This is a genomic window from Streptomyces sichuanensis, from assembly GCF_020328095.1.
In the GTDB taxonomy this organism is placed as follows: domain Bacteria; phylum Actinomycetota; class Actinomycetes; order Streptomycetales; family Streptomycetaceae; genus Streptomyces; species Streptomyces cinnamoneus.
Genome location: NZ_JAIXMK010000004.1, coordinates 262773 through 275755, shown reverse-complemented (window position 1 = coordinate 275755; position 12983 = coordinate 262773). Strand labels below are relative to the sequence as shown.

Genomic DNA, 12983 nt, shown 5'->3' with positions numbered 1-12983 from the left:
ATGAAGATCACGATCGACAGGGACAGGTGCGTGGGCGCCGGGCAGTGCGTCCGGGCCGCCGACGAGGTGTTCGACCAGGACGACGAGGACGGCTGTGTGGTGCTGCTCGTCAGCCGGCCCTCCGAGCGCCTGCGCGCCGAGGTCCGCGACGCGGAGCGGTTCTGCCCGTCGGGAGCGATCGAGATCCACGACGCGTAACTCCCGGGGACCCGCCGGCCCACCGCCGGCAGCCGGGGAACACTAGGGAATCACCCACTGCCGTCCGGCAATTCATGCACATAGCATCCAAAGGTGGACGGGACGACCGGGCACCGGCCGGGGTGCGCAAGGCCCACCGATCGCTTGAAAGGCACGACATGACCGAGACCGACATCCGCCCCACCGGGGCATCGGCCCCCGCCTTCCCCAAGGACAGGACCTGTCCGTTCCAGCCGCCGGAGAGCTACGCGCAGTTACGCGGCGACGCACCGCTGACGCAGGTGCGGCTCTTCGACGGCCGCATGGCCTGGCTGGTGACCGGACACGCCGAGGGGCGCGCCCTGCTCGCCGACCCCCGCCTGTCCTCCGAGTGGGGCAACCCGATCTTCCCCGTCGTCGTCCAGCGCACGGAGGGCCGCGGCGGGCTTTCGTTCCCCCTGATCGGCGTCGACGACCCCGAGCACGCACGGCAGCGGCGCATGCTCATCCCGAGCTTCGGCGTCAAGCGCATGGCCGCCCTGCGCCCCATGATCCAGCGCGACGTGGACCGGCTGCTGGACGCGATGCTGGAGAAGGGCCCGGGCGCCGACCTGGTGTCCTCCTTCGCCCTGCCCGTGCCCTCCATGGCGATCTGCGCGCTGCTCGACGTCCCCTACGGCGACCACGACTTCTTCGAGGAGCGGTCGCGCGACTTCGTGGGTGCGGCGACCTCGGCCGAGGCCGACGCGGCCTTCGCCCAGCTGCACCAGTACCTCCACGGCCTGGTCCAGAGGAAGAAGGACGAGCCCGGGGACGGCCTGCTGGACGAGCTGATCGCCGTCCAGCTCGCCGAGGGCAAGCTGGACCTGGACGAGCTGGTCCTGATGACCCTGGTCCTGCTGGTGGCCGGTCACGAGACCACCGTCAACGCCATCGCCCTCGGAGCCCTCACGCTCCTGCAGCACCCCGAGCAGCTCGACGCCCTGCGGCGCGACCCGAGCCTGATCTCCGCCACGGTCGAGGAGCTGCTGCGCTTCACCTCCGTCTCGGACTACATGGTCCGGCTGGCGAAGGAGGACATCGAGGTCGGCGGCGAGACCGTCAAGGCCGGCGACGCCGTGATCGTCTCCATCACGCTGATGAACCGCGACGCCACCGCGTACGAGGACCCCGACACCTTCGACATCCGGCGGTCCGCACGTCACCACGTGGGCTTCGGCCACGGCATCCACCAGTGCCTCGGGCAGAACCTCGCGCGCGCCGAGCTCGAAATCGCCCTCGGCACCCTCTTCGCCCGCATCCCGGACCTCCGGCTGGCCGTCCCCCTCGACGAGGTGCCCATCAAGGCAGGCCACGACGCCCAGGGCCCGATCGAACTCCCCGTCACCTGGTGACGACCCGGGCCGGGGGAACGGAGAAGGACCGCACCATGCGCATCACCATCGACCGCGACCGGTGCATCGGCGCCGGCCAGTGCGTACTGGCCGCGCCCGCCGTCTTCACCCAGGACGACGACGGGCTGGTCACCCTGCTCCCGGGGCACGAGGACGCGGCGGGTGACCCGGGCGTACGCGACGTGCCCATGTCCTGTCCGGTGCAGGCGGTCGCCCTCGCCGACGACTGAACGGCGCGGCCACCACGGCGGGACCCGCGACCGTGCGAGCGGTCGCGGGACCTCGGCCCGTGTGGATCACCTGAGTACGCGTACTCAGGCGCCTCCCGGCACACTTACGCATGCTTGCCCCATGCATCGAGTGAGAAGTCCACGCCGGACGCAGGTCGCCTTCTGCCTGGCGGCGGTCTGGGCTGCGGGAGCGGCCCTGGTGCCGGTGTGCTGGAGCGTCGGCGTCTTCTGGGCCTGGGCGGGCGGCCTGCCGGGCCTGGCAGCCGCGTTCGGGGCCGGGAGCGCGGCCATGGTGGCGTGGCTGTTCGCCGCCGGCACCGCCGTCCGGGACGTGGTGCCGGCCTGCCGCACGGCCGGACGACGCCTGGGATGGGCGGTCGCGGTGTTCCTGGGCGGCAGCGCGGGAGTCGCGCTCGCCTACCGCGCCCGGCTCTCCGGCGACGTCGACCTGGGTGGCGACGCGACGCTCTTCCTCTGGTGCGGGGTGCCGTACGCACTGGTCGCGGCGCTGTTCGTCCCCGGCCGGGCGGCCCGCGCCGTGGCCGGGACGGCGGTGGCCGGCACCGTGGCCCTCCTGGCCTGGTCCGGGTACGAAGGAGACCGGACGAAGGAGCTCGCCTCACTGCTGGAGGGTTCGTCGCTGTCCCGCAAGCAGCTCCTCGTGCCCGACGCCCCCGACGGCTACACGATCGACGCGGGCAACGGCAGTGTGTCGAGCCAGGGGTTCCGGCTCGGCTACCGCTACACCGGTTCCGGCACGGCACGGGAGACCCTGCAGTACGAGGTGGTGCCCGGCAACGCGTCCCCCTGCGCCGACACCACCCTGCCCGGCCCGGCGACCTGCACCGACCTGGACGGCGGATTCGTCGAGGCGACCCGTCGACTGGGCGACGGCAGTCCTTCCCACACGCTGGCCCTCCACCGGAACGGTCTCACCCTCTCCGTCACCGTCTCCGGACCGGCGGACACCCCCGAACTGCGCCGCATGCTGAAGAAGGCCCGCCGGGCCCACGACGACGAACTGCTGCGCGCGCTGCGCTTCACGGCCTAGCGGCCGGTCGTCGCCGACGAGGGGGCGGCCGGCGCCCCCGCCGGGCCTGCGCCGCGACCGTGCCCCGAGCTGAGATCATCGGAACATGTCTGAACGCATCATCGCCGCCTGTGACGGGGCCTCCAAGGGCAACCCGGGGCCCGCAGCCTGGGCCTGGGTCATAGCCGACGCGCAGGGAACCCCTGAGCGCTGGGAGGCCGGCCCGCTCGGCCGGGCCACGAACAACGTCGCGGAGCTCACCGCACTGGAGCAGCTGCTCGGCGCCACCGACCCGGCCGTGCCCATCGAGGTGCGCATGGACTCGCAGTACGCCATGAACGCGGTCACCAAGTGGCTGCCCGGCTGGAAGCGCAACGGCTGGAAGACCGCTGCCGGAAAGCCCGTGGCCAACCAGGAGCTCGTCGCCCGCATCGACGCGCTGCTCACGGGCCGCCCGGTGGAATTCCGCTACGTACCGGCGCACCAGGTGGACGGAGACCACCTGAACGCCATCGCCGACCAGGCGGCCAGCGACGCGGCCACCGCCCAGCTCCCGGCGGGAACGTCCCACGGGGCGTCGGTCCTGCCGGTGCCGGCCCCCCGCCCCGAGCCCGCGCAGGGCAAGCCCCGTGCGGCGAGGTCCGGAAAGGCCGCGGCGGGCGGTTCCGCACGCGGCACGAAGACCCTCCGCGCGAAGTTCGCGGGCCGGTGCGTCTGCGGACAGTCGTACGCGGCCGGGGAGTCCATCGCCAAGAACGCGAAGGGCTGGGGCCACCCGGCCTGCCGCGACCTGGCCGCCCAGGCGTGAGCGACGCGGCCGGCCGCCGGACCCACCGGCGGCCGGCTGCGCACGGAGGAGCCGCACGCGAGAGCCGCCGCCCGCAGCGGCGTCGCTGCTCCGCGCACCACCGGCCGGCCCCGTACGATCGAACACATGATCACCACGCTCGCCGTCGAGAACTACCGCTCCCTGCGCCACCTCGTGGTCCCCCTCGACCGCCTCAACGTGGTGACCGGCGCGAACGGCACCGGCAAGTCCTCCCTCTACCGCGCCCTGAAACTGCTCGCCGACGCCGCGCGCGGCGGCGCCGTGGCCGCGCTCGCCCGGGAGGGCGGCCTCCCGTCCACGCTCTGGGCGGGCCCGGAGAAGACCGGCCGTGCCGTCCGCGAGGGCCTGCACCCCGTCCAGGGCACGACCTCCACGGCCCCCGCCGGCCTGCGCCTCGGCTTCGCCGGGGACGACTTCGGATACGCCGTCGACTTCGGACACCCCGGCGGCACGTCCACCACCTCCCTCTTCGCCCTCGACCCCGAAATCAAGTCCGAGGCGATCTGGAGCGGCCCCGTCCTGCGCCCCGCCGCCCTGCTCTCCGAACGCAAGGGCCGCGCCGTGAAGGTCCGCGCCCTGGACGGCACCTGGCACCGCCGGGCCGGGGCGATCCGCCCGTACGACTCCATGCTCGGCGAGGTCGCCGACCCGCAGCACGCCCCCGACGTGCTCGCCGTGCGCGAGCAGATCCGCGACTGGCGCTTCTACGACCACGTGCGCACCGACGCCCACGCGCCCGCCCGCGCCTCCCACATCGGCACGCGCACCCCCGTCCTGAGCGGCGACGGCTCCGACCTCGCCGCCGCCCTGCAGACCATCCGCGAGACCGGCGACCACGAAGCGCTCGACGAGGCCGTCGACGCCGCCTTCCCCGGCAGTCGCGTCGACATCGGCCTGCTCGGCACGCGCTTCGAACTGCGGATCCGCCAGCACGGACTGCTGCGCCCCCTGACCGCCGCCGAGCTCTCCGACGGAACGTTGCGCTACCTGCTGTGGACCGCGGCCCTCCTCACCCCGCGCCCGCCGCGGCTCCTCGTCCTGAACGAGCCCGAGACGAGCCTCCACCCGGACCTGCTCGCGCCGCTGGCCGGCCTGATCCGCAGGGCGTCCCGGCACAGCCAGATCGTGGTCGTCACCCACGCCCGCCCGCTCGCCGCCGCCCTCGCCCCCGGCGCCCACGTCGTCGAACTGGTCAAGGACTTCGGACAGACGCAGGTGGCGGGCCAGGGGCTCATGGACGAACCGCTGTGGCACTGGCCCAAGCGCTGAATCAGGAGATGAAACGATCCTGCACGCGTTACGGTCTCCCGTGACGCAACCCTGTGACGGAGGTGCCATGAACAGGCAGACCGGTACGGAACGCCCCTACGACGTCGTGCTCTTCGGGGCGACGGGCTTCGTGGGGGAGCTCACCGCCGAGTACCTGCTGGCGCACGCGCCGCGGGACTGCCGGCTGGCACTCGCCGGACGCAGCCGGGAAAAGCTGGAGAAGCTGCGGGAACGGCTGGCCGTGCTCGACCCCGAGCGGGCCGCCGGTCTGGCGCTGGTGGCCGCGGACGCGGGCGACCGGGCCGCGATGCGCGCGCTCGCCGGGTCCACGCACGTCGTGGCCTCGACCGTCGGGCCGTACATCTGGTACGGCGAGGAACTGGTCGCCGCCTGCGCGGAGTCCGGCACCGACTACACGGACCTCACCGGTGAGCCGGAGTTCGTGGACCTGATGTTCGTGCGGTACGGCGAGCAGGCCCGGGAGACCGGCGCGCGGCTCGTGCACGCCTGCGGCTTCGACTCCGTGCCGCACGACCTGGGCGTGTACTTCACCGTCCAGCAGCTGCCGGAGAAGGTCCCGCTGAGCGTGGACGGCTTCGTACGGGCCTCGGGACTGATCTCCGGCGGGACGCTCGCCTCGTCCCTGACCATCATCGGGCGGCAGCGGCAGGCGGCCGCGGCGGCACGGGAGCGGCGGCGGCACGAGCAGCCGCCGGCCGGACGGCGCGTCCGAACCCCGCTGGGAGCACCGCGGTTCAGCAAGGAGACGGGCACGTGGGCGCTGCCGCTGCCCACGCTCGACCCGCTCGTCGTGGGCCGCTCGGCCGCCGCACTGGAACGCTACGGCCCCGACTTCCGCTACCGGCACTACGCGTCGGTGAAGACGCTGCCCGTGGCCCTGGCGGGGCCGGTCGGACTGGGCGCGCTGGCGGCCGTCGCGCAGCTGCCGCCCGCCAGGACCTGGCTGATGAACCGCTACCCCGCGGGACGCGGGCCGAGTGCGCGGCAGCGGGCCGCCGGCTGGTTCCGGATGCGGTTCGTCGGCGAGGGCGGCGGCCGCCGCGTGTTCACCGAGGTCACGGGCGGAGACCCGGGCTACGGCGAGACCGCGAAGATGCTCGCGGAGGCGTCCTTGTGCCTCGCCCTGGACGATCTGCCGGAGACCGCGGGCCAGGTCACACCGGCGACGGCGATGGGCGACGCGCTGATCGGCCGGCTGCAAGCGGCCGGGATCCCGTTCCGCGTCGTCCACACACGATGAACCCACGCTGAATCCGCGCCAAACCCACGCCGGATCCGACCGTCAGGCGCGTAGCCCGAAAGGGGCTCCGTGCCGGCGCCGGCCCGTGCAACTGCACGGGCCGACCGAAAGGATCAAGCCGGACAGCCGGTGCGGTCCGGGTCCGGCCGGGCGCGCACCCCGCGGAAGCGGAAGTACCGGAAAGCCGAGCTGAGGGACCGCGGAGGACGAGCCGGCGAAGCACCTGCCCGGCGCCTCCCGGAAAAGCGGAGCGCTGGTTTCAGGACATGCCGGCGCAGGCCCGCCCCTCCTCCGTCCACCCCGTTCCGGTCATCTCCGCCGTGTGACATGGACAGGCCCCTGCATGATCGGCTGGGATGAGGCGCGTTGCTCCCGCTCGCGATCTCCGCCGGTGAGCAGAGCACAGCTCCTGGTCATCCCTCCCGCGCACCTGTGCGGGTGCCCCTCGAAGGATCTCCGTGCACCGGTTCACCACCCCCCTGGCCGCAGCCGCCCTCACCGTGACCGCCGTGGTCACCCTCGCCTCACCCGCCCAGGCCGCCGTCCCCGCGGACAAGGCGCAGGTTCTCGCCCATTGGACCCAGACCAGCGCCTCCAGCTCCAACGCCTGGAACGCCGCCCGCCAGAACCAGGGCGCCTGGGCCTCCTACAGATTCGACTGGTCGACCGACTACTGCTCCAAGTCGCCCGACAACCCCTTCGGCTTCCCCTTCCGGAACTCCTGCGCCCGCCACGACTTCGGCTACCGCAACTACAAGGTCACCGGCACTCTGGAGGCGAACAAGGCCCGCCTCGACAACGCCCTCCACGAAGACCTCAAGCGCGTCTGCAACACCTACAGCGGGGCCAAGCACACCGCGTGCAACGCCACCGCCTGGACCTACTACCAGGCCGTGAGCGCCCTCGGCACCTGATTCCACCGGCACGGACCCCGGCCCACGGCGGGGGAATCCCTCTCACCTCTCGTAGGAACCGATGCCGACCAGGCAGTAGACGACCGAACTGATCGTCCGGCCCCCCAACGTCGTCTCGGAGGAGAAGGAGTACTGGGTGTCGGAGTTCTCGCGGCACCGGGACATGTCGGTGGTGCCGTGGAACGTCTGGATGACCCGGTAGTGCGCGTCGGACGACGAACACGCGACGACGCCGACGTTGTTCACCTTCACCGGGGTCGTGGAGTCGGGGATGGTCCCGTTGAGGCACGTCCCCGTGCGGTAGGGAGCGGGAGGTGTGGGGAGCCTGCTGGGGCCGCGTGTGGGGCGGTCGGTGCCGGCGAGCGGGTCGGGAAGTCCCGGAGCCGCGTGCCCGTCACCCGGGCCGGGGGAGAAGGGCGTGCGGGAGGCCGGCGGCGACGGGGTCCTGCCGGCGCCCGGCGCGGCCGAGGAGGAGTCGTCGCGCTGGGTCAGGAGGACGACGACCAGCACGCCGAGCGCCCCGAGGACGAGCAGCGGCTTGAGCAGCGGGCTGCGCAGGAGCGACGCCCGGGACCCCGGCGGCTGCGGCGCCGGCACGCTGCCGACCCGGATCCGGAGCAGCGCCTCGCCCTTGTCGGTGGACACCCGGATGAGATCGCCGTCCCGGACCGGTGGAACGCGGACGTTGACCGACCCCCTCGGCAGACCGACGGTTCTGACGACGCCGAAGGCGGCCTCTTCGGGGGTCAGCCATAAGGTGACTTCCATGGGCATCGGTCAACTCCGGGGGGCTTGCGGACTGCCGGGTGGGGAGAGGCTTCGCCTCGGTGGGCTCCCTGAAGTGTGGCGGGTGGAAGGCCGGTTGCCCAGCTCGATTTCATCGGGGTTTCAGGAGAGCAGCGCCTTCCAGGTGGCAGGGCCGACGATGCCGTCCGCACCGAGGTTGCGGGACTTCTGGAAGGAGACGGTCGCATCCCTCGTGCCCGGCCCGAAGATGCCGTCCACCTGCAGCGTGGCACCGTGGCTGTTGAGCAGGTGCTGGGCGGCGCGCACGGCGGGACCGTCGGAGCCGGACCGGACCGTGACGACGAGGGCCTGCCAGGTCTTCGGGCCGATGACGCCGTCGGGGGTGAGGCCGGCCGAGCGCTGGAAGGCGGTGACGGCCTCGCGGGTGGCGGGGCCGAACGCGCCGTCCGCCTCCAGGGCGGCACCCCGGCCGTTGAGCAGGTACTGGGCGGCGGTGACCTGGGGGCCGCGGTGTCCTTGTGCCAGCACGGGCCAGTCGGAGGTCGGCGGGGGCGTGTAGTCGCCGTTCGCGAAGGTGCGCAGGTCCTGCTCGGAGCCGTTGAAGACGTTCTGGTCGCCGGGGAACGGACCCCGGTCGGAGGTCTGCCAGAGCGTGTAGGCGGGCCAGCCCTTGGGCAAGGGGTGGGCCGTGCCGTTGTAGTTGGCGATCCACAGCGGCGACGTGTTCGCGAACGCCCGGGAGTCGCCGGTGCACTGGGACCACCAGCCGGTGTTGGTGTAGAGGACCGGGTACCGCCCGGTGTGCTGGCGGTACCGCTCGGTGAAGGCGCTGATCCAGGCGACCATGCCGGCCGGCTCCAGCCCGTAACAGACGGGAGCGTCCTGCGAGAGGCGCTCCACGTCGAGCGCCCCCGGCAGCGTCCTGCCGTCCGCGTTCCAGCCGCCGCCCGCGGCGAGGAAGGCGTCGGCCTGCGCGGCGCCGCCCGAGGTGTCCGGCCGGGCGAAGTGGTAGGCGCCGCGCACCAGTCCCGCGGCGGCGGAACCGTTGTACTGCTGCGCGAAGAACTCGTTCTTGAACGTCAGCCCCTCGGACGCCTTGACGTAGGCGAAGGACGCTCCGGCGGCGGCGACGGCCGGCCAGTCCACGTTCCCCTGGTGGCCGCTGACGTCGAGCCCCCGTACGGCGGCCGCCACCGCGGGGCGGGGAGCCGTGCCGCGATCGGTGGCGGCGAGGCCGGAGCCGGCGTGGTGGTCGTCCTCCGCGCTGTGCGCGGGGCCGGCAGGCGGCGGCTCGGCAGCCAGGGCCCCGGCGGGCTGGAGGAGGGCGGTGAACGCCAGCAGACCGGCGGCGGCCACGAGACGACGGTCCGGTAAGGACCGGGGGCGGTTCGGCAAGAATCTCACAGCAAAGCTCCCTCACTGTGCTCACGCCGTGGCGAACGGGGGCTGAGAAGCGGTGGGCGGACAACCCCGGGATGCTATCGACGCGGACATGCCACCGGAATCCCGGTGCGGCAGCTGTCTCCGGGAGCCACTGGTCCGAATGTGGGCTTCGCGTGCTCCGGGGTTATCGCCGGGACCGCCCGTGGGACCCATCACGGCACGCGATGCGACGCGATCCGTCGGGGACATCACCGCGGCCCCGCGGGGAGGCGGCGGGAAGCCTGGAGAAGGGCGAGCCATGAACGACAGGGAACGGGCGACCCACCCGCGGCACGAGGACTTCCCCTGGACCATCTCCGTGGCGGACCACCCGCCGCGCAAGGAGAGCGCGCAGTACCGGGCGAGCCGGAACCTGATGCGCAAGCTGGTCGACACGACCGGCGACTGGGCGTTCGCCCCGGGGCCGTACCAGGACCACCACGGCGGCGGGGTGTGGGTCAAGGACGAGGACGGCTGGTTCTGCGTGTTCCTGCCGCTCGGCGTGGAGTGGTCCGCCCAGTTCTGCGCGGACCCGAAGAAGGTGGATCGCATCCGGCGCTACGCCGTGCGCCTGGTGCGGGCCTTCCCCGACACCCTTCCGGGCTACGCCGCCCTCGGCTACGACGACGGCGAACGCCTGCTGAACACGCCCATCGAGACGGCCGAGCAGGTCGCCGAATGGACGGACTCCATCTTCAACGCCTCGGTCCCCCTCCCCGCGGGCGCCCACTCCGGCGTGCTGCCGACCGCGGCCGGGTACCACCACTACCCCAAGCCCATCGTGGACATCGACCACTTCCGCTTCGACGACTTCGAGCTGTTCGTGGCGGACGAACAGGGCCTGCCGGTGGCCGTCGTCCCCCTCTCCCCGCGCGGCTCGGGCGACGGCCGCGTCCGCGTCCTGGCCGCCCACGCCGGCTCGCCGTACGCGGCGCGCCTGGTCGGCGCGGGTGCGGAGGCCCAGGTCGGCGCTGCCGAACTCGTCGAGGCGCGGGGAGCCGAGTGGGACGCCACGATCCTCCCGCCCGACGACCGGCTGGCCCGGGAGGCGTTCCGGCACCAGCAATAAGAAGAGGAAGCCGGGGGAACTCGCGTGGTACGTTCTGCCATGCGTCCACACACCGACTGGATCACCCGCGCCGAGACCGGTGCCGACGTCCCCGCCATTCGCGAGATCCTCCTCGCCGCGTTCGAGACGCCGCTGGAGGCCGACCTGGTCGACGCCCTGCGTGCCGACTCCGCCTGGATCGACGGCCTGTCCCTCGTCAGCACCGACGAGCACGGCAGCGTCACCGGCCACGCCCTCCTCACGCGCTGCCACATCGACGACACCCCGGCCCTCTGCCTGGCCCCCGTCGCCGTACGCCCCGGGCAGCAGAGGAGCGGCGCCGGCTCGGCCGCCGTCCGTGCCGCGCTGAAGGCGGCCGGCGACATGGGGGAGAAGTACGTCACCGTCCTCGGACACCCGGCGTACTACCCGCGGTTCGGCTTCACCCGTGCTTCCGCGCACGGCATCGGACTGACCATCGACGTCCCGGACGAGGCCATGATGGCCATGGCCCTGGACGAGGCCCACCCGCTGCCCGGCGGCACCGTCCGCTACGCGGCCCCGTTCGGGATCTGACCGTCACGCCGGCTCCAGCAGGTTCCGGCGCAGGGCATCGATCAGGGCGTCGTCGACGCCCAGCAGGTCCGTTGCGTAGCCGCGCACGGACCCGTGCTGATCCGCCAGCGCCGCGAGGAACAAGCGCATCACGTCGGCGGGCGCCCGCCCGAACCCGGGCCAGGCGGGCTCCCGGCCCGGGTGACCGGCCCGCCAGTCGGCGACGAGGCGTTCGGTGGCGAGCTCGGTGAGGGCGAAGTCCTCGATGACGTCCTTCTCCGGCACGTCCAGCAAGGAGAGGACGAGCGCGGCCAGCAGCCCGGTGCGGTCCTTGCCGGACGCGCAGTGGAAGACCACGGGACCGTCCGGGGAGGCGATCACTTCCAGGGCCCGGCGCAGTTCCTCGACGCCGTCGTGGGCGACCTCCATGTACCGCTCGGCCAGGAACGGCCCGGTCTCGACGTCGGCGCCGAGAGCCGCCTGGTCGTAGGGACGGTGCTCGATGCTGAGGTTGTGGTAGGTCAGTGACGCGTGCTCGGGGACGCGGCCCTTGGCCGCGATCTCCCAGGGGTAGCGCAGATCGATGACGGTGGTGACGCCGAGGGCGACGAAGCGTTCCCAGTCCGCGCCCTGGAGCTTGCCCAGCGAGTCGGACCGGAACAGCCGCGCCCAACGGACCGTCCGGCCGTCCTCGGTCGTGTAGCCGCCCAGATCGCGGAAGTTGTGCAACCGCTCGAAGGATAGGTGTCTGTTCACGAGGGGAACCTACGCCCGCCGGCACGGCCGTCACCGCGACGGAGATCACGTGCCGGCGGAACGGTCGTCCCGGACCGGTTCGCCGATCCCCAGCAGGTTCCCCTCGCTGTCACGGAACCAGGCGCCGCGTTCACCCCGTGCGCCCTTGCTCGGATAGTTCCCGTCGATCTCGGCGATTCCGTTCCTCGTCCGGAAGCCGGGCACGTCGACCTCTTCGAACACGACGCCGCGCCGCCCGAGCTCCGTGACGACCGCCTCGATGTCGTCGACCGTCCACGCCATCTGAGTGAACGTGCCGGGGGAGGCTCCGGTCGACTCGAAGACCACGAATTCCACGCCCCCGCACCGGTAGAGCAGCCCGCCGGGCCGTTCGTCGACGGGTTCCAGGCCCAGCTGCTGCGCGTAGAACCGTCGTGCCCGCTCCAGGCTCCGGGCCGGAAGCCTCGTCGCCACGTGCGCCCGGGCCAGGGCGTTGCTCTCCTCTGCGTTCATGCGTCCACTGTGCCGTGAGCGGGGGCCGGAGGGGCGGAAGCGCCGGGCGTGTGCCACGTGGGTCCCCACGGCAGGCCCCCGGCCGCGGCTGCCGGATCAGTCGCTGTCGAGGCCGTCGACCAGGCGGTTGAGGAACCGGGTGAAGGTGGCCTCGGGGGTGAGGGCGCGTCCGGGGGCGGAGAGGGCTTCGGCGAGCTCCGGGTGGTGGCCGTCCGCGGCGACGACGGCCAGGTAGCGGGCCTCGGCGGCGGCCCGCTCGGGCGATCGTGCGGCTGCGGCCTGTGCGATCTCATGCGATACGTGCCCGGCCACGAACCCGGTCAGCTGCGCGAAGACCTCCAGCTTCGCCGCGCCGTCCAGCCCGGTGGGCCGCAGGGCCGCGAGCGCGCGTTCCAGGAAGGCCAGGGTGTTGGGGCCGAGCGAACGGCGGGTGGACAGGGCGGCGGGCAGCCAGGGGTGTCGCAGCATGAGGGCCCGCTGGAGGTGGGCGATGGCCTTGAGGTCGGCGCGCCAGTCACCGCTGGGGGCGTCCGACACCGGTAGTTCGCCGCTGACGTGGTCCACCATCAGCTCGATCAGCGTCGCCTTGTCGGGGGCGTAGCTGTAGAGCGACATGACGCCGGCCCCCACCTCCGAGGCGACCCGCCGCATCGTGACCGCGTCGAGCCCCTCCGCGTCCGCGAGGGCGACGGCGGCCGCCGTGATCGCCTCACGGCTGAAGGCGGGCCTGCGCCCCCTGCGGGGCCGGTCGGACGTCAGCCAGAGCTCCTGGGGGTCGACGCCCGAAGCGCCCGACCCGCCGTCACCGGTCACGATCTTCGTACTCCTTCTCTCGCGTTCCCTTGCGGCCGCGCTACGG

15 protein-coding genes are annotated in these 12983 nt (G+C 72.9%); 10 read left to right on the top strand and 5 right to left on the bottom strand.

What is annotated here, in order from left to right; genetic code table 11:
* From LE181_RS03160 to LE181_RS03125, 8 genes are all read left to right on the top strand, one after another.
* Positions 1 to 198 (top strand): ferredoxin, encoded by a 198-nt coding sequence (locus tag LE181_RS03160; protein WP_225659339.1) that lies wholly within the window; start codon positions 1 to 3, stop codon positions 196 to 198.
* A 158-nt stretch (positions 199 to 356) separates the two neighbouring features.
* Positions 357 to 1571, top strand: coding sequence for a cytochrome P450 (locus tag LE181_RS03155; RefSeq protein WP_225659337.1), 1215 nt, complete (start codon positions 357 to 359; stop codon positions 1569 to 1571).
* Positions 1572 to 1606: 35 nt separating this feature from the next.
* A complete protein-coding gene (locus LE181_RS03150; protein ID WP_225659336.1) occupies positions 1607 to 1801 on the top strand; it encodes a ferredoxin in 195 nt (64 codons plus the stop codon).
* 121 nt (positions 1802 to 1922) lie between these two features.
* Positions 1923 to 2852 (top strand): hypothetical protein, encoded by a 930-nt coding sequence (locus LE181_RS03145; protein WP_225659334.1) that lies wholly within the window; start codon positions 1923 to 1925, stop codon positions 2850 to 2852.
* An 85-nt stretch (positions 2853 to 2937) separates the two neighbouring features.
* A complete protein-coding gene (locus tag LE181_RS03140) occupies positions 2938 to 3639 on the top strand; it encodes a ribonuclease H family protein (RefSeq protein WP_225659333.1) in 702 nt (233 codons plus the stop codon).
* A gap of 126 nt (positions 3640 to 3765) precedes the next feature.
* A complete protein-coding gene (locus LE181_RS03135; RefSeq protein WP_225659332.1) occupies positions 3766 to 4929 on the top strand; it encodes an AAA family ATPase in 1164 nt (387 codons plus the stop codon).
* A gap of 67 nt (positions 4930 to 4996) precedes the next feature.
* A complete protein-coding gene (locus LE181_RS03130) occupies positions 4997 to 6190 on the top strand; it encodes a saccharopine dehydrogenase family protein (protein WP_225659331.1) in 1194 nt (397 codons plus the stop codon).
* Positions 6191 to 6648: 458 nt separating this feature from the next.
* A complete protein-coding gene (locus LE181_RS03125) occupies positions 6649 to 7104 on the top strand; it encodes a phospholipase (protein ID WP_225659330.1) in 456 nt (151 codons plus the stop codon).
* Between the two features lie 42 nt (positions 7105 to 7146).
* On the opposite strand, the gene LE181_RS03120 is transcribed toward LE181_RS03125, so the two are convergent.
* On the bottom strand, positions 7147 to 7872 hold the full coding sequence (locus LE181_RS03120) for an LppU/SCO3897 family protein (RefSeq protein WP_225659329.1): 726 nt from the start codon (positions 7870 to 7872) through the stop codon (positions 7147 to 7149).
* 120 nt (positions 7873 to 7992) lie between these two features.
* Complete coding sequence (locus LE181_RS03115; protein ID WP_225659328.1) at positions 7993 to 9207, bottom strand: GH25 family lysozyme; 1215 nt, start codon at positions 9205 to 9207, stop codon at positions 7993 to 7995.
* A gap of 325 nt (positions 9208 to 9532) precedes the next feature.
* On the opposite strand from LE181_RS03115, the gene LE181_RS03110 reads away from it, so the two are divergent.
* Both LE181_RS03110 and LE181_RS03105 read left to right on the top strand, forming a co-directional pair.
* Positions 9533 to 10342, top strand: coding sequence for a DUF6424 family protein (locus tag LE181_RS03110; protein WP_225659327.1), 810 nt, complete (start codon positions 9533 to 9535; stop codon positions 10340 to 10342).
* Positions 10343 to 10381: 39 nt separating this feature from the next.
* On the top strand, positions 10382 to 10897 hold the full coding sequence (locus LE181_RS03105) for a GNAT family N-acetyltransferase (protein ID WP_225659326.1): 516 nt from the start codon (positions 10382 to 10384) through the stop codon (positions 10895 to 10897).
* 3 nt (positions 10898 to 10900) lie between these two features.
* Here the strand turns inward: LE181_RS03105 and LE181_RS03100 are convergent, their stop codons facing one another.
* From LE181_RS03100 to LE181_RS03090, 3 genes are all read right to left on the bottom strand, one after another.
* Positions 10901 to 11632: a tyrosine-protein phosphatase gene (locus LE181_RS03100; RefSeq protein ID WP_225659325.1), complete on the bottom strand. Its 732-nt coding sequence runs from the start codon at positions 11630 to 11632 to the stop codon at positions 10901 to 10903.
* A gap of 45 nt (positions 11633 to 11677) precedes the next feature.
* Positions 11678 to 12124 carry a VOC family protein gene (locus tag LE181_RS03095; RefSeq protein ID WP_225659324.1) on the bottom strand — a complete coding sequence of 149 codons (447 nt, stop codon included), beginning with the start codon at positions 12122 to 12124 and terminating at the stop codon, positions 11678 to 11680.
* Between the two features lie 96 nt (positions 12125 to 12220).
* Positions 12221 to 12937, bottom strand: a complete 717-nt coding sequence (locus tag LE181_RS03090; protein ID WP_225659323.1) for a TetR/AcrR family transcriptional regulator — start codon at positions 12935 to 12937, stop codon at positions 12221 to 12223.
* Positions 12938 to 12983 lie beyond the last annotated feature (46 nt).

Excerpts from the sequence above, each read along its gene's own strand:
- LE181_RS03095 (WP_225659324.1), bottom strand. The coding sequence starts at position 12,124 with ATGAACGCAGAGGAGAGCAACGCCCTGGCCCGGGCGCACGTGGCGACG.
- LE181_RS03155 (WP_225659337.1), top strand. The coding sequence starts at position 357 with ATGACCGAGACCGACATCCGCCCCACCGGGGCATCGGCCCCCGCCTTC.
- LE181_RS03160 (WP_225659339.1), top strand. The coding sequence starts at position 1 with ATGAAGATCACGATCGACAGGGACAGGTGCGTGGGCGCCGGGCAGTGC.
- LE181_RS03130 (WP_225659331.1), top strand. The coding sequence starts at position 4,997 with ATGAACAGGCAGACCGGTACGGAACGCCCCTACGACGTCGTGCTCTTC.
- LE181_RS03105 (WP_225659326.1), top strand. The coding sequence starts at position 10,382 with ATGCGTCCACACACCGACTGGATCACCCGCGCCGAGACCGGTGCCGAC.
- LE181_RS03135 (WP_225659332.1), top strand. The coding sequence starts at position 3,766 with ATGATCACCACGCTCGCCGTCGAGAACTACCGCTCCCTGCGCCACCTC.
- LE181_RS03140 (WP_225659333.1), top strand. The coding sequence starts at position 2,938 with ATGTCTGAACGCATCATCGCCGCCTGTGACGGGGCCTCCAAGGGCAAC.
- LE181_RS03150 (WP_225659336.1), top strand. The coding sequence starts at position 1,607 with ATGCGCATCACCATCGACCGCGACCGGTGCATCGGCGCCGGCCAGTGC.
- LE181_RS03145 (WP_225659334.1), top strand. The coding sequence starts at position 1,923 with ATGCATCGAGTGAGAAGTCCACGCCGGACGCAGGTCGCCTTCTGCCTG.
- LE181_RS03110 (WP_225659327.1), top strand. The coding sequence starts at position 9,533 with ATGAACGACAGGGAACGGGCGACCCACCCGCGGCACGAGGACTTCCCC.
- LE181_RS03120 (WP_225659329.1), bottom strand. The coding sequence starts at position 7,872 with ATGGAAGTCACCTTATGGCTGACCCCCGAAGAGGCCGCCTTCGGCGTC.